This is a genomic window from Bradyrhizobium sp. 14AA, from assembly GCF_054185205.1.
This window is the reverse complement of record NZ_JAVAYM010000024.1, coordinates 142,120-160,605: the sequence shown is the minus strand read 5'-3', so window position 1 is coordinate 160,605 and position 18,486 is coordinate 142,120. Positions and strand designations below refer to the sequence as shown.

At 60.2% G+C, this 18,486-nt stretch carries 19 protein-coding genes; 1 reads left to right on the top strand and 18 read right to left on the bottom strand.

The window, feature by feature from the left end; translation table 11 throughout:
* Positions 1-218 precede the first annotated feature (218 nt).
* The 16 genes from RAD15_RS33945 to RAD15_RS33870 all read right to left on the bottom strand — a co-directional run bounded on the left by RAD15_RS33945 (position 219) and on the right by RAD15_RS33870 (position 15,016).
* Positions 219-752 carry a hypothetical protein gene (locus RAD15_RS33945; protein WP_458182946.1) on the bottom strand — a complete coding sequence of 178 codons (534 nt, stop codon included), beginning with the start codon at positions 750-752 and terminating at the stop codon, positions 219-221.
* A 110-nt stretch (positions 753-862) separates the two neighbouring features.
* On the bottom strand, positions 863-1,411 hold the full coding sequence (locus RAD15_RS33940) for a tetratricopeptide repeat protein (protein ID WP_458182944.1): 549 nt from the start codon (positions 1,409-1,411) through the stop codon (positions 863-865).
* 46 nt (positions 1,412-1,457) lie between these two features.
* Positions 1,458-1,859, bottom strand: coding sequence for a hypothetical protein (locus RAD15_RS33935; protein WP_458182943.1), 402 nt, complete (start codon positions 1,857-1,859; stop codon positions 1,458-1,460).
* 12 nt (positions 1,860-1,871) lie between these two features.
* Positions 1,872-3,494 (bottom strand): type II and III secretion system protein family protein, encoded by a 1,623-nt coding sequence (locus RAD15_RS33930; protein ID WP_458182942.1) that lies wholly within the window; start codon positions 3,492-3,494, stop codon positions 1,872-1,874.
* A gap of 410 nt (positions 3,495-3,904) precedes the next feature.
* Positions 3,905-4,312: a TadE/TadG family type IV pilus assembly protein gene (locus RAD15_RS33925; protein ID WP_458182941.1), complete on the bottom strand. Its 408-nt coding sequence runs from the start codon at positions 4,310-4,312 to the stop codon at positions 3,905-3,907.
* Positions 4,312-5,664: a pilus assembly protein TadG-related protein gene (locus RAD15_RS33920; RefSeq protein ID WP_458182939.1), complete on the bottom strand. Its 1,353-nt coding sequence runs from the start codon at positions 5,662-5,664 to the stop codon at positions 4,312-4,314. Before RAD15_RS33920 ends, RAD15_RS33925 begins: the two co-directional genes overlap by 1 nt.
* A 9-nt stretch (positions 5,665-5,673) precedes the next feature.
* Positions 5,674-6,135 carry a hypothetical protein gene (locus RAD15_RS33915; protein WP_458182937.1) on the bottom strand — a complete coding sequence of 154 codons (462 nt, stop codon included), beginning with the start codon at positions 6,133-6,135 and terminating at the stop codon, positions 5,674-5,676.
* 16 nt (positions 6,136-6,151) lie between these two features.
* Complete coding sequence (locus RAD15_RS33910) at positions 6,152-7,054, bottom strand: type II secretion system F family protein (RefSeq protein WP_458182935.1); 903 nt, start codon at positions 7,052-7,054, stop codon at positions 6,152-6,154.
* Complete coding sequence (locus tag RAD15_RS33905; protein ID WP_458182934.1) at positions 7,051-7,983, bottom strand: type II secretion system F family protein; 933 nt, start codon at positions 7,981-7,983, stop codon at positions 7,051-7,053. Before RAD15_RS33905 ends, RAD15_RS33910 begins: the two co-directional genes overlap by 4 nt.
* Positions 7,980-9,482, bottom strand: coding sequence for an ATPase, T2SS/T4P/T4SS family (locus tag RAD15_RS33900; RefSeq protein ID WP_458182933.1), 1,503 nt, complete (start codon positions 9,480-9,482; stop codon positions 7,980-7,982). The genes RAD15_RS33905 and RAD15_RS33900 overlap by 4 nt, the downstream gene beginning before the upstream one ends.
* Positions 9,479-10,657: an AAA family ATPase gene (locus RAD15_RS33895; protein WP_458182931.1), complete on the bottom strand. Its 1,179-nt coding sequence runs from the start codon at positions 10,655-10,657 to the stop codon at positions 9,479-9,481. Before RAD15_RS33895 ends, RAD15_RS33900 begins: the two co-directional genes overlap by 4 nt.
* Positions 10,658-10,674: 17 nt before the next feature.
* Entirely contained in the window at positions 10,675-11,628 is a 954-nt protein-coding gene (gene cpaB / locus RAD15_RS33890) for a Flp pilus assembly protein CpaB (RefSeq protein ID WP_458182929.1), read from the bottom strand.
* A 1-nt stretch (position 11,629) separates the two neighbouring features.
* Positions 11,630-12,136, bottom strand: a complete 507-nt coding sequence (locus RAD15_RS33885) for an A24 family peptidase (protein WP_458182928.1) — start codon at positions 12,134-12,136, stop codon at positions 11,630-11,632.
* Positions 12,137-12,352: 216 nt separating this feature from the next.
* The gene (locus tag RAD15_RS33880) at positions 12,353-12,502 is read right to left on the bottom strand and encodes a hypothetical protein (RefSeq protein WP_458182926.1); all 150 of its coding nucleotides are present in this window, start codon (positions 12,500-12,502) and stop codon (positions 12,353-12,355) included.
* 297 nt (positions 12,503-12,799) lie between these two features.
* Entirely contained in the window at positions 12,800-13,012 is a 213-nt protein-coding gene (locus RAD15_RS33875) for a hypothetical protein (protein WP_458182924.1), read from the bottom strand.
* A 510-nt stretch (positions 13,013-13,522) separates the two neighbouring features.
* Positions 13,523-15,016, bottom strand: coding sequence for a hypothetical protein (locus tag RAD15_RS33870; RefSeq protein WP_458182922.1), 1,494 nt, complete (start codon positions 15,014-15,016; stop codon positions 13,523-13,525).
* A 438-nt stretch (positions 15,017-15,454) separates the two neighbouring features.
* On the opposite strand from RAD15_RS33870, the gene RAD15_RS33865 reads away from it, so the two are divergent.
* Positions 15,455-16,681 carry a glycosyltransferase family 87 protein gene (locus tag RAD15_RS33865; RefSeq protein WP_458182919.1) on the top strand — a complete coding sequence of 409 codons (1,227 nt, stop codon included), beginning with the start codon at positions 15,455-15,457 and terminating at the stop codon, positions 16,679-16,681.
* Positions 16,682-17,090: 409 nt separating this feature from the next.
* On the opposite strand, the gene RAD15_RS33860 is transcribed toward RAD15_RS33865, so the two are convergent.
* Together RAD15_RS33860 and RAD15_RS33855 are read right to left on the bottom strand one after the other, a co-directional pair.
* The gene (locus tag RAD15_RS33860; RefSeq protein ID WP_458182918.1) at positions 17,091-17,372 is read right to left on the bottom strand and encodes a hypothetical protein; all 282 of its coding nucleotides are present in this window, start codon (positions 17,370-17,372) and stop codon (positions 17,091-17,093) included.
* Between the two features lie 140 nt (positions 17,373-17,512).
* Positions 17,513-17,671 carry a hypothetical protein gene (locus RAD15_RS33855; RefSeq protein ID WP_458182916.1) on the bottom strand — a complete coding sequence of 53 codons (159 nt, stop codon included), beginning with the start codon at positions 17,669-17,671 and terminating at the stop codon, positions 17,513-17,515.
* Between the last annotated feature and the right edge of the window lie 815 nt (positions 17,672-18,486).

Here is an 18,486-nt window from a genome sequence, read left to right as displayed (position 1 = left end):
CCACCTTCGGGCCAAACTCGAACCAAGCGCGGTTCGCCACGAGGCGACCGGGCGAGATCGTCATTTCTGCGGTACTGGTTGTCAAGATTGGGCGGCCCGTGCGAGCGCCTCGCTCCTGAACCATAAAATCCGAGACACGGACGAGGTCCACGATCCCCTGGATCGTTACTCGTCGTGGGGCGCAATTGCTGTCAGGCCAAAAGGGTTTTCCGGACGAATTAATCGAGCTCGTGGACGATGCGGGTGCCTCCCCGCAACCAGCGGACCAGGGCCCCGATTTCCTGATGAACGGCACGGAAATAGAGCAGGTGCGTGATCGCAAAGGACAGCATGCAGGTACCGAGAATGGTCGCCATCACGAACAGGCCCCCCGACGGGACGGCGATCGTTCCAAGCGATGCCTGTCTGAGGGTCGGCATACCGACTTGCCAGGACGCAACCAGAAAGACCGCGTAGGCTGCGCTCAGATGCGTTGCGATCGTGAAGAGCGGCCGCGACCTGGCAATGAGCCCGAGGCAGGCGAGCATGAAGATCGGAAGCGCAAGTCCGAAGAGCTGAAAGCCATCGACACCAACGAAATAGCTCAAATAGGCGTCGCTGCGCTGAAAGATGCCGAACAGCTTGAGATTGATGAACCAGAGGATCTCGGAGCTCGGAGCGTACTCGAGCGCGCGCGCGGCCAACTCCGCGCTCAGCGTGGCGGCAAAAAGCGCCAACGGCCCCAGAAATTGCAATTTAAAAAGCCGGTTCATGGGACAAGCCATACGTTAAAAACGTTGCGCTTGTCTTAAAAGTTCCATCGGCCCGCCGCGTCCGGCGGCCGGCCGCCTTAAACCGATAAATCAGAGGCCGGCTTGGTCGTTTACGGCTGGTTGTTTGGCGGCCGTTCGATGAACCGGCGGCTGCCGTTGAGGAGCTCGAGGTTGTTCGCGATCACCGGATTGCCCGGATCCAGCGAGTATGCCCTCTCGAACTTCCGCCGCGCCGCGTTCAGGTTGCCACGCAGCATGTAGGAATAACCCTGGTCGTTCAAAACCTGCACGGTTTCGCCGCCGAGGCGGATCGCTTGCGCATAAGCCTGATCGGCAAGATCGAAGCGACGGATCCGATCATAGCTTGCTGCAAGCCCGATCCAGGCGGTCAAGTCCTTCGGCGCCTTCTCGACGCCATCCCTGAAATAGCGGTTGGCGATGCCGAAATTGCCGCGGTTGAAGTGCTCCAGGCCCATCCGCACCGGCTCATCGGAGGGATAGTATTTGACGTCGGTCGGCTCCTGCACGGGGTCAGCACCGGCCGGAGCAACGGGCGCAACCACGGCGGCGTCGCGTACGGTTGCTTCCTGCACCGTTTCGCAAGCCGCCAAGGCGGTGGCCAGTATGGCGCAAGCCAGCCATACAAGAAGGCGCCCCATGAGCATTATCCCCGCCTCGCCACCGGCAATAAATCAACCATTAAACTCATCGGGTGGGGCCTGCGCCTACAATGGCCGCACCCGTGCCTACGTCGACGCTGCCACCCGCGTCCACAATAGCCGCCGTCGCACCGGCGACTCCCATTGGAGGATGCCCGGCTGCCGGCGTATTTCCGCCGAACGCCGGCAGCGGATCGAACGGTTGGCTACCTCTGCGGTAGCGCTTGATAGCGCCGCTGGTCTTCGCCGCATCAACAACGATTCTGCGATCGCCGACACCTTTCGGCCAGGGATGAATCGTGTGGGTGACGGCGTTGACCTGTTTGGCGTCGCCAGCGCTCAGCGTAAGGGTGTCAGACCGCTGAAAGTAGCGGTCCATCTCGTCATTGCCGGCCAAGCCGTTGCAAGCCCCGAGCGTGAAGACCGCGAGTAACGTCGTGCATGTCATAACGGTCCTCCTTCAGTTAAGTGTCTTGACGACGGGCTGGTCAGTCACGACCGCCGGCGGCGCGGGCAGGCGCGCATCGGGCGCGATGATGTGGCCATACGGTCCCTTCAGCTCACCACCGGAACTGACGTAGTCGTTGTAGCGCTTCTTCACTTCCATCTGGCCGTTGAGGAAGAAATCGACATCATTGGCCGGCATGCGCGAATCCAGCGGCGAGGCCAGTTGCTGACCGGGCGCCGCCGGCGCCACCAGGCGCGGCGTCACGATGATGACGAGGTCGGTTTCCTGCTGCTGGTAGGACGAGGAGCGAAACAGTGTCCCAAGCACCGGGACCGATCCGATCCAGGGCAATTGCGAGATATCCTGCCGGTTGCGGGTTTGCAGCAGGCCCGCGATGGCAAAGCTCTGGCCATCCCGCAACTCGACCGTGGTCCGGGCGTTGCGGCTGCTCAGGGCTGGAATCGTCGTGCCGCCGATCGTCACCGAGTTGGTGAAATCGAGCTCGCTGACAGACGGCTCGACGCGCAGATTGATCACGCCGCGCGAAAGCACGGTGGGGACGAAGCCCAGCTCAACACCGAACGTCTTGAATTGGATGGTGACAGTCGGCACCACGCCGGCAGCGACCGCCGTTGAAGCCACCGGCACCGGGAATTCGCCACCAGCCAGGAACCGAGCCGATTCACCCGACAGCGCCATCAGGTTTGGCTCCGCAAGCCGACGTACCAGACCTTTCTGCTCCAGTGCCGTCACAAGCAGATCGACCGAGGCGCCGCTGCTCGTTCGAAGGACGCTGGTCAGGAGGCTTCCAAACGGGACAGCGGCCGCTCCCGTCGCCGTCGCCGCCAGCGTCCCCGCAGTACCGAGCAGAGGTATCGTGCCCGCGGGCGGGCCCGTGTTCGGCAGCGGCGCGCGACCGCTGGCGGTATTGATGGAATTGGGCCCACCAAGTCCGGTATTGCCAATGTTTGTTCCGCTTGCATTGGCTCCGTAGAGATTCATTCCCAGTTCACGCCCGGCAGATCGGTTGACCTCGAGGAAGCGCACCTCGAGCATCACCTGCTGCGGTCCCGTCACGTTCATCGCATTGACGACGACGCTGCCTTTCGGAACGGTGCTGGTCGCAATCGCCATCGCACGTTCGGCGGCGACCGCGTCGGGGGCCGTTCCGCTCACGATCACCTGTCCCTCGGAGGCCGACACGCGGATGCCGCGGATGCCGGTCGAGGTTTGAATGTTCTGCTGCAAATTGCCGATGTCGATCGTGACCTCGACATCGAGAATGCCGATCTGCTTCATCGAGGCATCGAGCAGAATGACGTTGGTGGTACCGGGCTGCTTGCCCTGGATGTAGATCTGATGATCACTCAGCGACTTCACGTCGATGATGTCGGTCGAGCCGGCCACGATGGTGGAAAAGGGCGTCTCGACCCTGAAGGTGCGCGACTTGTTGACGGTGACCTTGACCCGCTGGACGTCGCTCGATTCGCTGACGAAGACGCCTCCGCCGGAGCTCCGCCGATCGGCCGCGTCGGCACGGTCAGCGCAGGGACCGACAAGGACGGCGCCAAGCAGCAGCGCGCTCACGGCGGCGAGCTTCGCCTTCCCCTGCGTCGAAATACGGACGCCACCCATTCCAGTCCCCCTCGCCGCGATCCGCGGCCATCCCGCATTGCACACTTGGCGGGTCAACACCTGTCCCCGAACAACCCACGGGCGTACACAAATCGTCTACTAAAAACCGTCAGCCCGGGTTTACGTCCCCAGACTCCTGCATTGCAATCATCGTCCGCCAGGCGCTTCCGCCGCAAGGCGAGAGCCCTCATATCTCACGTCAATCCGCGAAAAAGTCGCCAAATGTTGCCCACGAGCACCACTTTGCGGGAACCGTTCCCCATGGTTCCGACTGGCGGCTAGTTCCCTGGTGCTTATTGGGCCGCAAATAACATTCTTTTCCGTTAAACTGACAATCCTGCCCTGGACTTGGCCGGGCCGAGGGTGTTGGGAAGGGACCCGATTCGGCTGACGGTACCGCTTTACGTCGACTAGTAGGGGATCGACGTGCTCGCAGTCGGCGTCGAATTCAATCCGCTCCATGTCGGCGTCATCATCGAGAAACCGGGCAGAGACGCCGTAATGGTCAGCACGGAACCGCTGTCGCTCCCGCTCAATGTCGGCGTGAGCCCCATGATGTTCGGCACTGACGTCAGATAGGTACTGGTATAGTAGCTGCTGACATTGGTGCAGCCGGTGGGCGATGCACTCTGCGTCACCTGCGGGGTATAGCACTGGATCATCGTCGCCCTGGCGCCATCGCTGGCGAGCGCGCGCAACAATTGCATGGTGATTGCATAGCGTCCGAGATCGAAGATCGCGAACACGAATGTGAAAAAGAACACGGCGACAAGGCAGAACTCGAACGCTGCCGAGCCGCGCTGGTCGAGCCTCTTCATCAACGCACCATCGCAATGACTTTGGTTTTACCCAAGGTGTTGGACGTACAACCGGACGAACTCAGGTAGGTATTGCCGTTGATGGTGAGCGAGGCGGCGATCACTTCCGTGCATTGTGTGTTCGAACTTTGACTCGTTCCGCCATAAGACACGCTGGCATTCGGGAAATACATGGCGCCGCCCAAGGTCGACGTATTGCTGCCGCCTATGGTGACCGCAACCTTGGTTGGGGTCGTCGTGTTCTTGGCCTGATCGTCGATCAGGACACCATTGAGGTCGCTATCGTACGAATTGGTCGTGGGCGCGGAAAGGTTGACGCTCCCGCCGCTGATGGTGAGGTTCGAAGTCGTTCCAAGCAAGACGAGCGTGACACCCGTGCCGGTGACAGTGCCGCCAAGGTTGATCGTTGCGTTATAGAAAAAATATGTTCCTGCTGCGAGATTCAACGTGCCGCCGGAATTCACCGTCAGGTCGCTGTACACCCCGCTTCCGGCGTTCGGAGTCAAGTTGCAGGTCTTACCGTTGGTAACCTTGCCGTCGCCGCATGGGCTTGATACGGGGCCCGTCGTTGAATTGAACGATTTCGAATCCAGCACGGATAGCGGATTTTGTGCGGTAAGCGTGTTGTAATTGTAACCCGCACCAGTCAGGGCACAATGTCCCGACGACGCCTTACAACCATCCACCGCATTCACAGACCAGCCCGAGCCGCTGAAACTCGCGGTGCCGTTGTACTTGACGTTGGTGTTCGACATCATCGCACACCCACTGCCGGTTATGGCGCTGCTGCCGCCGATCGTGAGCGCATCACTTCCCGGCCCCAATCCAAACGCACACAACGGCTTTGGATTTTGGATCTCGACAACCGCGGACGACCGGATGGTGACGGTGGACATGCCAAGTATCTGCGCAAGGTATCCCGGCTGCTGCTGCGCCACGGTCGCAAGCACATGCATGCCGGATGACGAGCTGGTCCAGGTGCCGGCAGAGTAGGTTCCTCGATCGATCGACACGGTTTGCGTGGTATTTGCCTGCGCCGTAACGCAAGTCGAACCCGGATAGACGGGATCGCCGCTGGAGTTGCAGAACTTGTTCTGCGCGGCCATTTGCTTGCCGCGGTAGATGTAATCCTGCGTTCTGTCGCAGTCGCTCTCGGCTATTGAGTTCAGCGAACATGCCAGCGACAAGCCGCCCGAATAGGCCGCCGCATCGGCGACATTCTGCGCATTCTGCTTGGTCACGTACCACGACCCCGCCTCGGCCCCGAGAGCGACAAACCCGATCAGCGGCACCAGCGCAATCACCGTTGCGAAGGCGACGGAACCGCGACGGCAGCGAGCCAGTTTGCGCACGGCATCCTCCTACTGAAACCGCTGGGTGTAAGTAATCGTACAGGACGAGCACAGCGCCGAGCCAAGTACCATGGGTGTCAACGTAAAGGTGGTCGAGAAGGTGTAGTATTTCACGATCGATGCTGCCCCCGAACTGCAGGGAGCCACCGTTCCCGGAGAGCCGCAGTAAACTTGCGGAGTCATCGTAAATCCGCTGATCGTGCTGGGCAGCGCGCTTTTCCAGGCAGCTATTACGGAGGCATCAGTCACGTCCGCCGGCGGGGAATATTGAGTCCGCTGCCCCATGTCGCGAAGCGCCTGATGCGCCGAAATGAACCTGAAGCCGGCAATCGCCAGATCGGCCAACGGCAGCAGCAGACTGAACACCAAGACGAGGTAGATAATAGCCATTTCGAACGCAGCAGCGCCGCGCCGATCGTCAACGAAAGAACGTCTGCCGCTCTTGTGTCTGCCTGTACGAACTTCACTCATGACGCTTCGTTCGTGACTAGAGTCCCTTGAAGGAACGAATGAGATGCAAGAATGAACTGCCGCCGAGAATGACGAACATCGCCGGCAGCAGGAACATCACCATCGGCACCGTGAGCTTGGCACCGAGTTTGTGAGCCCGCTCCTCGAGGCCGGTGATCCGCTCCCGCCGCAGATCGGCTGCTATGGTGCGCAGCGCCTGGCCCAACGGCGTTCCGTATTGCAGGCTCTGGCTGACCATGATGCCGAAGCGGCGAAGCCCTTCCGAGGTGGATGCGAGTTTCTCGAACGCCTCGGCGCGGCTCGGCAATATCCGCAAGTCGTCGAGCAAACCGCGCAGAACGCGCGAGATGGCCGGATTGGTCTGGCTCATCTCCTCGGCGACCCGCTGCAGGGCGCTTTCCAGGCCCATGCCCGCTTCAGCGCACACGACCAGCAGGTCGATCGTATCGGGCGTGCCTGACCGAACCGCGGCATCGAAACGCCGCTTCATCACCAGCAGTATCAGCCGCGGACCCATGATCCCGATGGCCACGCCGAAGAGGGCGACCATCAGCGCGCTGGCCAGCGTCCCCCCCGACAGTTGTGCAAGAAGGAGGAAAACGATGGGGAACAAGACCATGCTGACGATCTTGACGCCGATCCAGATCGGCAAGACGCGGTAATGGTTGAATCCAGCCGATTGAAGAACCGTCCGCAGCTCGTCGAGATTCTCCTCGGCATAGAACTTTCGGTACCGCATGCCGATCGACGAGAACCAGCCGACCATGTCCTGGGACCGCGTCGACCGGTCGGGAATGCCGAGCACCGCATTGGAGACGCGCGCGTTCAGCGTGCGAAAGTGGATTTCGCGGATCACCAGCAGGAGTGTCACCGCAATAGCGATGACCATGACGGCTGCCACGCTCATGCCGGCAGTCATAGCGCTGTCTCCCTCTGGATCATCCAGCGTATGACAAAATGCCCGAGAATGACCGAGCCGACCGCATAGGCCAGCAGCATGTTGCCGGTCGAATCAAGAAACAGAAGATTGATCGATTGCGGATTGACCGCGTACAGCACCCCACCAATGATCACCGGTGACAATGAAAGCGCACGCGAGGAGAAAATGACCTCTCCTGCAAGCGCCTTCGCGCGGGCCGCCAGCGCGACGCGCTGACTCACGGTTTCCGCCAGGATCTGCAAAGTCTCGGCCAGGCTGCCGCCGGATTTCAACTGGACCGCAAGTGTCACCGAAAACATCGCGTACTCCGCAACCTGCGTACGCCGGTAGATGGCCTCCACGGCGTCTTCCGGAGCGACGCCCAGGCCGATCTGGCTGCAAACGATGGCGAACTGACCCGCAGTCGGCTCCGGCATCTCGCGAGCGATCGTGCGAAATGCCTCGTTGACCGGCAGACCAGCACGGACAGTGCTCGTGACCAGCTGGATCGTATCCGGCAGTTGCCGGAAGAGGCGATTGGAGAACCGCCGTTGCTGCCATCCAAACAGACCACGCACCACCAATACCGCGACGACCGTAGCCGCAATGGACACGTCGGAGGTGGAAAACCCGAACGGCTGATTGGCATAAAATACGGCCAACGAGGCGAGCGCACCCGCAAGCAGGACATAGATCGGGTGCAAGGCGTGAACGATGTGCGGATTGTAGTTCGCCAGACGATACAGCAGCATCGAGCGAGTCCCGGATTCAGCCCGACGGATCGAGGTCAAGCTGGCGGTCGGCGCGGTCTGCAGAGCGATCGAGATCTGGCGGTTCATGCGCCGTTCCCGCCGGTCGAGCCATAGCGTGACGCCCGCCGCACACAGCAGCAGGCCCAGAACGATGGCTATCACGTAGTTCGGAATCATATTTGCCTCAATGCATCGGTCCAGGCTTGCTGAAGCCCGTAATAGGCGAGACGGCTTTTGAACTTTGGAAGCGCGTGGGTCGACTTGTAGGTGCCCGATATCCGGCCGTGAGCGTCCTCTTCCTGATACTCGAAAGCCGCAATGTCGTTGGTGGTAATGACGTCGCCTTCGAGGCCGATCACTTCGCTGACCTGGATGATCCGGCGCTGGCCATCCCGCATGCGCTCGACCTGGACGATGATGTCAAGCGCGGCAACGATCTGCGATCTGATCGCCCGCGACGGCAGATTGACCTGCCCCATCTGCACCATGTTCTCGATACGGGTCAGGGCATCCCTGGTGCTATTGGCATGCACCGTGGAGATCGATCCGTCATGGCCGGTGTTCATGGCCTGCAGCATGTCGAATGCTTCGGCGCTGCGGACCTCGCCGACGACGATGCGGTCGGGACGCATGCGAAGGGCGTTCCAGAGCAGATCGCGTTGCGTCACCTGCCCGGTGCCTTCCAGGCTGGGAGGCCGGGTTTCCAGGCTGATCACGTGCGGCTGTTGCAGCTGCAATTCCGCCGCGTCCTCGATCGTGACGATGCGTTCGCTGTGATCGATGAACTGGCTCATGGCGTTCAGCAGCGTCGTCTTGCCGGAGCCGGTACCTCCGGACACGAGAACGTTGAGCCGCGCCCGCGAGGCGATCTCCAGCAGTTTTCCGATCGCCGGCGTCATCGAGCCGTTCTCTATCAGGCCAGCCATATCCAGGCGGCGGCTCGGGAATTTTCGGATGGAGATGCAGGGGCTATGGATGGCGAGCGGCGGCAGAATGATGTTGACGCGGCTACCGTCGGGCAGGCGGCAATCGACCATGGGACTGGATTCGTCGACGCGCCGCCCGACCCGCGCGGCAATCTTCTGGGCAACCGAGGTGATGTGATCGTTGTCGCGGAATCGTACCGCGACCCGCTCCAGCTTGCCGCGACGCTCGACATAGACGTTGCTGGGACCGTTGATCATGATGTCGTTGATCGACTGATCGTCGAGCAGCGGGCGGAGCGGCCCGTAGCCGGTCATATCGTCCGCGATATCGTCCGCCAGCTGGATCTGCTCGCGACCGGACAGTTCCAGTCGTTCGTCGTTGGCGATCCCGTGGATGATTTCCTCGATCTGGCGTCGCAGCACGTCGCGCGAAACGGTCGCCGCTGCCGACGGATCGATCTGCTCCATGACCCGGTCTCGCAGCGAGTTGAGCATCACGGGATGATGGAGCGGCGGTTCGTTGCCGCGTTTCGGGGCGAAGACCGGCGCCGGTGCAGGCGAACCCAGACTCAGGGAAGGAGGTCGAGCGGTCGGTGCGGGCAAGTCCGGAGGCGAAGGGGAGTCCGCAGTCAAGGCCGGCGAATCCGCGGTCGGCAAAGGCGTGCTTTCCGTCGACTCGCGCAAGCTCGATGTCAGCGCGGACAAATGAGCCATGGGCGACTCGTCTGGGCGTCTCCCGAACTTCTTCATAGCCCGAGCAACCTCCTCAGCCGTCCCTTGCGCTCGGCGCCGACGCCCGTGATCTCCCGCACGATCGGCTTGAGGTGACGTCGCAGCCCCGACACGTGTTTGAGCGCGGGGATCCCGAGATTGACCGCCTGGGTCATCCCCTTCCCGAGATCGGGAATCACCATGTCCGGCTCGGCGCCCAGGGCCTTGACGATCGTCGCCTTGGGAAGGCCCCCGGCACGATTGGCGCGATTGAGCAGAGTGAAGACCCGGTCCTTGCCGGCGATGTTGGTGACGGCAGTGCGAAGCGCGTGCGCATTGCGCAGTCCCGTCACCTCCGCTTCCAGCAGCACCAGGACGTGACGAGCAAGACTGATCACCGGATAGATCGAGGGAGGAAACGGGACGGGCACATCGACGACGATGTAGTTGAACCGTTGACGCAGCAAGCCCAGGACATGTCTCACGCCAGCTTCGGTGATGTTGAGCTGCGCATCCAGCTCCTCGTCCGCGGAGATCAGGCTGACCCGATCGTTGATTTCAATTGCCGAGCGTTCGAGGAACAGCGTGTCCGCCCGCATCGGGTTTTCCAGCGCGATGCGCAGTCCCGGCCCCGGCCGAACGCCCAGCATCACGGCAGTTTCGCCGTTTTGCAGATGGAGATCGAGCAGCGCGACCTTGGCCTTGGTCGTCTCCGCCAGTTGCAGCGCGAGATTGATGGCAATACTTGTCGCTCCGGCTCCGCCCTGCGCGCCGCAGATCGAGATCACGTGCCCGCCGCGATCCGGCTGGGCCGGCGCCTCGCCGCCAAGAAGCTTCGGGCGCAGCAGATCCAGCACCATATCCCGCGTCAGCGGCCGCGGCAGGTACTCGGTGATGCCGACATCCATGAGCTCGCGGTAAAAGCCGATCTCCCTGCTCTCTCCGACCAATGCGACCCGGACATCAGGCGGACAGACGCTGGCGAGCCTTTCCAGTTCGGCAAACGGATCGTCGTACCCACTGATGTCTGCGACCAGCGCGAACAGGTCCGTGTCGGTCTCGAGCATCCGTACGGCGTTGCGAATTGTGCCGCGTCTCAGCGACAGGTGGGCGCCGTCGAGACCCTTGCGCAGGGCCGCGGCGCTATCCTCGTCGTTGACGAAGCAGACGATGCGGTCGCGCGTGACGACGGATGGTGCTTCGAGCGGATTCACGACTGCTATGTTCATCATCATCGCTTCTCCGGTGAATTGCCAGAGCCGCCTGCCGATACGGCGGCCTGACGCGCAACATCCGGCAATCCATCACAGTTGACGCTTCCATTGCCGACGCCCGTGACCTGCTTCCTGACCGAGAACTGCTTGGCTTCACCGCCAGAATAGACCACCACCGCAGTGGTCTGGCCGGCAAGGGCGTTCTGGCGGGCGAGTTCCGGCGACACGTCGCAGCTCGACATGACGCCGGAATCGGCGCTATCGCGCTTGTCGACGGCGGCCCTGACCGAAAGCGAGAGCTTTCCGAGTTGCTTGGCGACCGTGATTCTCTGCACCTGCTCAGGCGTAAGCTCCAGCGACACCGTCTGGACAGGCTTGCCCATGGCGGTGGCGACGCCTCGCCCACCCTGCACGATCTCTTGGTCGATCGCGATGATCCGGACGTTGCGGAGAACGGTCTCCGTCAGCGCGCGACGCGAGGGGTCCGCCTTCTCGAACACCTGGGTCAGCAGGACGTCCACTTGATCGCCCGGCCTGATCAGACCCGACACGCCGGACTCTTCGTCAACCCTGATGCTGATGGCGCGGCTGTCGGGCGCCAGCACACTCGCAAGGAAACCCCGATCCTGAGGGCGCACAATGTCTTGCAGAGTGATCGGATGGCCGGCCTCGACGAACTTGCGCACGAGCGAACCGGCAAGCGAAGCCTTGGAGTCCGGCGTTTCCAGGATCGCGTCCGCCGGGACCTGATGAGCCTGCACCGAGCGCACCGCGAAATCTTCGTCACGGGCCAGGGTCCCTCGCGGCAATGGCCGCGCCGCGACATAGTATCCCACGACTTTTGCGACCGGCTCCACGACTTCCGTCGTCGCCGTTGCCTTGGGCGTGCTCAGGTTGAGGGCGATGAGGCCCAGCGCAGTGACCGCGAGAAGCAACACCGCAATAATCGAAAGCCGCAAAGCCGATGACATATCAAAAACCCCTGTTCAAAATCGCTCCGATACCGCCGCAGGCTATGGCCACTCCATAAGGCAGCGGCGCACGCCGCAAATGGCGCCAGCGCTCGACCGCATAGACGCGGCGCGGCAGCGATGATCCGACTGGCGCTACTCCGGGATGAGGCAGGCTCCGCATCATCACGTGCACCAGGGCAAGAACGCCGCCCGCCAAAGCCGTGATCGTCAGCAGCTGAACGACGCCCATCCAAGGCAGACCAAGCGCCAGCGCGACCAGCAACTTGACATCGCCACCGCCGATCGATCCGCGCTGGTAGAGAACGAACAGCACCGTAAACAGAACTGACGCGACCAAGAACGATCCGGCGATGCCGGCGGGATTGGTCAAATGACCGGCTATCCCGAGGACCGCCAGGGTCAGACAAATCTCATTGCTGATTAAGCGTGTCGCGACGTCCATGGTGGCGACATAGAGGAGCAGCAAGATCTGCAGAGTCGACGCTATGGAGACGATCCAACTCATCAGGCACAAACCTCAAGCACGACCAATAAAGCGGCCTTAAAGGTAGCCCAATCAGAACGGGCCACGGCGGCCGTATAAACAATACAAATCGCAGTGCGCCTAAGCCGGGCCCTGCATCCGTCAATGCAACCTTGATGGACTGAACGCCAACAGGAAATAATATGTAGTCAGCGTCCAATCCATCATCGAGTAAAGTTCACCGAAGCAATCGCCATGCTATCCGACGGCAGCGATGACCTTTGCAGAGATGGCCGAGATTGCGGCGCTCAGGGCGCTCGAGATCGGACCGGTGCCGCCGGCACCGAACGCAAGACCGACCGCGGCAACGACACAAGCGGCAACGATGACGTACTCAAACGACACCACGCCACTCTCGTTATCGCGAAAACGCTTCAGAGCTTCATTGATTTCGACAAAATGCCTTAACACGTGACACCTCTTCAGTTGAGTTCAGCACCGTGGCCGACCCGGTTCGGAACGAACGACGTCAGCCCGCACCGTCCATAAATCGCCCTATCGGAATGTCTGCCGACGAGGTCTTCAACGGTAGACTGGTTGGTGGCACAATTGGTTCAACTGATATGGCCACGAAGCAGTCGCCCTCGAGTCAAAGAAGACAGGGCCGCAATCCATAGACCCCGTCCTCTCGCCTCGATCAGTCGCTTATCCGACCGCAGAAATGACCTTCGCGGAGATGCTGGAGATCGCAGCGCTCAGGGCGCTCGAGATAGGACCGGTTCCGCCAGCACCGAACGCGAGACCAACCGCAGCGACGACACAAGCGGCGACGATCACGTACTCAAACGACACCACGCCGCCGTTGTCGGAGCGCAGGCGCTTCACAGCTTCCGTGGCCTTGATATAAAGCTTCAACATGGGAAATTCCTTTTACTGAGATTGAAACCTTAAGAGTAACGTCGGCTGATCAGAGCCTGAGCCAACGATTTAAATTTTATATACCGACGTAAAGCTTTGTCACCTGGTAATCCTTTATTAACCTTACTCCAAAAGGGTTATTCCGGTATTCTTACGGTCACTGGGATCACGAAATAGGCTGGTTTTGCCGCTTTTTTTCGCTCCTTGTCGGTCACCGACCCCCCACCTCGGAAGCCCAGAACGCTGCGCTTGCCCGTAAAAGAACCGTCAGCGGCTTCGCCTGGTTTTAATTTACTCGTGTAATTTTCACATATTCCGAATTCCGGCCCATTCGCAAATATCGGATTTTCCGATGCGACGGACTGACCATCAGCGGCGACCCGACTCCGATTTCGTCCATAAATCTTGAGAAAAATCGGTAAACGGTAACATAACACCAAAGGATGAACGCCTCCTTGCTCGGGCGGCGATCGATCCTTGCTCGGTTCACATCGGGTCCGCAGATGCCCGCTATTTCGGGATCGCCAGGCTTTCCGGGTGCGTACGCCGAACGTGGACGACAGCCACATTGTCCGAATACGCGCGCTCCCATTCAGGCAATCGGTCGAGCAGACCGACAGCCGGAGTCGCAGGGAAGAGCAGTGTTGAATCGATCTTGTATTCATCGAGCAGTTTGATGAAATCCGGCAGATCCTCGAGCGAGATTGTTCGCATATAGCGGCTCAGAAACTCCGGACCATACAATTCGGCACGCGAATCGATGAACGGCGGCATGCGCTGGAAGATCAAATATCCGCCGAAGTAGTAATCATTCAGGACGCGATCTACCTTCAGCTCCTTGAGCTTCTCCACTGCAGCACCCGGAACAAGTGGAAACGTTCGATCCTTCGTCACAACTATCACGCCGCTCACGATCGATAGGGCCGCAAAAAAGGCGATGATATGCGTCATCCTCGCCGGAATCGCCTTCCGGCGTTCCTGCAGCAGGACATGCTGTGCCAATGGGCCAGCAACAAGGAATGGGGCAACCATTGCGAAAACGTCGACATACCGCTGATGAGCGAGAGTTTCGTAGACGAGCGCGAGCAGTGCAGCCATCCTGAGAAAGGGCAGCTTGAACCCGCTGTAGAGTGCGTAGGCAGCACCACCAAGCAGGCAAACTGTAAACGGGTGTAACGAGCCGAAATCTATCGGCCTCCACTCGCCAATTGTTGAGAGCATCGGCCCAAGGCTCAAAATCCGTGTTGTAACCAGGATGGACTCGATCCCATACGGCGTCACGCAGCCGGCCCCGAGCGCCAACACCCCAAACCGGAACCAATGCAGCGCTACCGTCAAGCGGGACGATTTGTCCGCGTTCCAAACCGCCTCAAGAGCAAATGGGGCGATCATGGCTACGCCCAACGTGAAGCTCCCATGGAGATTCGCCCATAGCGTGATGATCAGAAGATAGGACCATGGAGGCACTCGGCGCGCCTCAGTCGCCCGAAGCAGACCGTCGACCCACAGCACCATCAGGGGAAAGATCAATACATGCGGCCGAGCCAGGATGTGGTGCACCGTCATGGCTATGCCGGCACTCACCAGGATCGTGACCGGCACATTCGGCAGTCTTCTGAGTAGACAACGGGCAAGCAGGAAGAACGCCGTCGAAGCCGACAACGCAGCTAGGAGCGCGGGGCCCAGCCACCCTGCCAGTTTGAATGCAAGAAAATAGAGGACTTCTGACAACCACGCGCTGGTGATCCAGGGCGCGCCGTGCTTCGTAAAAGAAAAGAGGTCAACATGGGGTACGGCACGATGATCAATAATCCATTCGCCGACCACAACGTGCCAATATGTATCGGTATCCCGTAATACCTCGCCGATTTTGCCAATAAGAATCAAATAGGCCGTCGTAGCCAGGATGAACGGTAGCCATGCCCGAAGATAATCACTGCTCGGAAGGCTCTCTGTCTGTCCGCTATTCGCATCCATCTGTTGCAAACTAACGCTTAACGGCATGTTTAGCGTCCTTGAAAGCCAATCATTGTCATCTTAGGCTCGCAGAAGCAACGCAAAGTGTTCGAACTGATTAATCACCCAAGGATCGCGTGACCTGACGATACCGCAGGAAGGGCTGAATGGAGTCTGGGGAGATTTGGAGGGGCGGCCCGCGGCCGGAGCTGAGGGCACTAACGGGGCTTCGTGGCGTAGCCGGAACGACCGTCGCCTTGGCCCACCTTCAACAGTTTTCGCCCGACGGGACCGACACCTTTTTCATATGGAACGCTGCCGTTGACTTATTCTTTTGCCTTAGTGGCTTCACGCTCTCCTATGTGTATCGACGGAACGAGTTTCAGTTTTCCCGCTACCTGATCGAGATGCCCGCGCGCAACGCCATCCGCGGGCTGCAGGGCATGCGCCCTGCTCCGATTGTTTCCTAGAGCAATGGACCCCGCCATGGTTCGCTCCTCCCACGAAGCCGCCTCGGCCCAAACCAAGATCCCCGCTTCATCTCGGAAGATGCTTTTTGCTGTGCTTTTTGTGCTGTCCGCGGCGAACCTGACGGCTTGCCTGATCGCTTACCTTCTGAAGGTCTGGATTTACGATCGCAACGGACTCGGCATTCCGGCGGATTTCATCAGCTTTTGGGCCGCCGGGCGCCTTGCGCTCGATGGCTTGCCGACACAAGCGTTTGACTGGGAGATCCATAGGCAAGTCCAAGTTGCGGCGCTCGGGCAGGATTTCGCCGGCAGTTTCCCCTGGCACTACCCGCCACCATTCCTCTTCGTCGCATCACTAATGGCGCTGCTGCCCTATGGTGCAGCGTATTTCGGATGGATTGTTGTCAGTTTAGTGCCGTATGTTGCCGTCGTGCGGGCAATCGTCGGTCACAACCTCGGCGTACTGCTCGCACTCGCCGTACCGATCGTTTTTTTCAATGCGCTGGTCGGACAGACCGGATTTTTGACCGCTGCGCTGATTGGCGGCACGCTCTATCTAATCCCGGTGCGCCCGGGACTCGCAGGCATTTGCCTTGGTCTACTAACTTACAAACCACAATTTGGGCTGCTGTTTCCCATTGTGCTCATGGCGGCGGGACATTGGCGCGTATTCGTTAGCGCCACCGTGACGACTATCGCGATGTTGCTCATCTCGGCGCTCGCCTTTGGCACTGCGAGTTGGCTGGCATTTTTCTACTGGCTGTCGCACTCCTCGAATGTGATCTTGATCGATGGTAGGTTTAGTTGGTGGAAATTGATGAGCCTCTACTCTCTGGTGCGTCATCTTGGCGGCACCGAACACCTGGCGTGGGCCCTCCAGCTTATCCTCGTTGTAAGCACGACGCTGGTTCTCGTGCTGATGTGGCGCAGCCGAGTACCTTATGGTCTGAAGGCTGCCGCCCTATCTGCAGGCACGCTGTTGGTCACGCCTTATATCGCCATCTATGACATGTTGATCCTCACTGTTTCCATCGCGTTCCTATTTCGCATAGGACTGAAGAGCGGCTTCCGCAGCTACGAGCTTCCTGCACTAGCCGGCACGCTCGTGCTCGTGCTCACCTTCCTCACGAGTACGCCAACGGGACTTGGAGCGACCTTAGTCGTTTCGGTGCTGATTCTTGCGCGTGCCGGTTCGTGGTGGCGGCACGAGCCGGCGCCAAAATCGATTGCCGCAGGCGTTTAAGGGCCGGCTCGCTTCGCTAGCCTGTTAAGATAAATTGCCCGGGAAGAACGATCCTGATCCGCACCAGTCGACCCGGCCACAACAAAACCCAAGCGAGCTTCCCTGGAATGGGCCGAGAACAGGGCTAAGAGCCGGTCATGGGTTAAGGGCGCGCAGTCAAACCGCTCGCGTCGCCCCCTCAGTGCGTCAGCTCGAGCTTCCGCATTTCGGTCATGCGTGCCAGGCAGTATTCGCGATACAGGTCGTTGATAATTGCCCACATGGTAAGTCCCCATCGCTCGAAACCCGGGATAAACTGGTCCAGCAACGTTTCAGCGCGATGTCGGCAATCAAGGAAACGAGTTTCCGGACGGTTTCACGGCCAGCCAATTGGGTCAGCAATTCTGCCATTTACTCTTTTAAAGGCTATTTATCCCGGATCGGCCGCCTCCGTTGCGGCCCCGATCAAGAGAAAACGGAAGTTAGGCTTCGGCAACGTACGGCCATCCTGATCGGACAGGGTCTTGGCGTGCTCGCGTGTCTGCTTGGCCTCGGCGATCAGAAGGCAGCGCCTGAGCTCCTCGCTGCAACGCCTTGCCTGCGCGCGCATTTGGCACTTGTCGACGGCGGGGTTGGAGGATTTTGCGAGGCTGCTCCATGCCGCGGCGAGCGACTCCTTGAGCAACTCAATCTTGCGCTCCAGATCGTCCAAACGCTGCTCCGTCAATTCTCTACGGACACACGCTTCGAATAGAAACTAGGCCCGATTCTCCTGCGCCGTGGAAGCCCATAGGGGTACGGTCCGCCCGACTCTGCGCCGCGCTCACCTGCTCTGGCGTGGCCCCGGCCGGGTCAGCGGCTGCCGCTCCCAGCCAACGAACCGGTCGTCTCGGCCGGATTGATACTCGGCAGGCAATCGCGGCAGATGATGAGTTTTTCGGCCAATTGCCTGTCATGCTCGGCTTCAATTTCGTCGTGAACCACCCACCAGGCGCCGGAATACGGGCTCAAGGTCGTCAGTGCCCTCTCTCTCGCGCTGTTGCGGTCTACCGGCTTCGGCCGCGCAGGCGCCGGGCCGCGAACCGTTGTCTTGCGCTGATTGGGATTCCGTCCAAGTCCATCCCAGGACACGGACTTTGTCGAGCTTGCGCGGACCGGCTCAAATACCGCGCAGCCCGCGACCCAAATCGATAGCGCCAATGCCGTGGCGTGTCGGGCACAATGTATCTTCCACATCCCGCGAAATCCCGTGGCAACATCCGCCAACGCTTTTTTGCCTAGCTGGATCTACGCCCGTTCCGACAATGATGTGTTCGACGCCCGGCACCTAGGCTGAGCGCTTATGGTTAAGACACGGTAAATCCGGTTAATATCACCCTGCCAAAGTCTCGCCAGCACGTTGCATCGCGGACTTAGGGGACGGCCCGGGCCGCGATCGGCCGACCATCGCGGCACCGCCATCGCTCTCGACAGGCGGTCAGCTCGCCTATGAAACGCCAAGCCTTGCCCAAACGGCATGGACAAGCAGGAAAACTGACAAGGCCCCGAGAAGCCACCCCACCCCGCTGCCCGCCTGACGCTCACGAAATTCAAGATTGGGGTCGCTCTCGCGGCCGAACGGGACCTCTGGTGCTGGCTTTTGCGGGCTACGGACCCGTCCAGCGGCGCGTCTCAAAAGTCGACGAACGATCGTCTCTCTTTCGATGATGCCACCTCTGTCAAAATCGGCCGGCATCGTCAGTCTCGCCCGACACTATGACCGGTCTTCGCTGCATCATGTTGAAAACGGGCTTTCGAACGCGACCGAGCATGATGTCCTCCGCAAT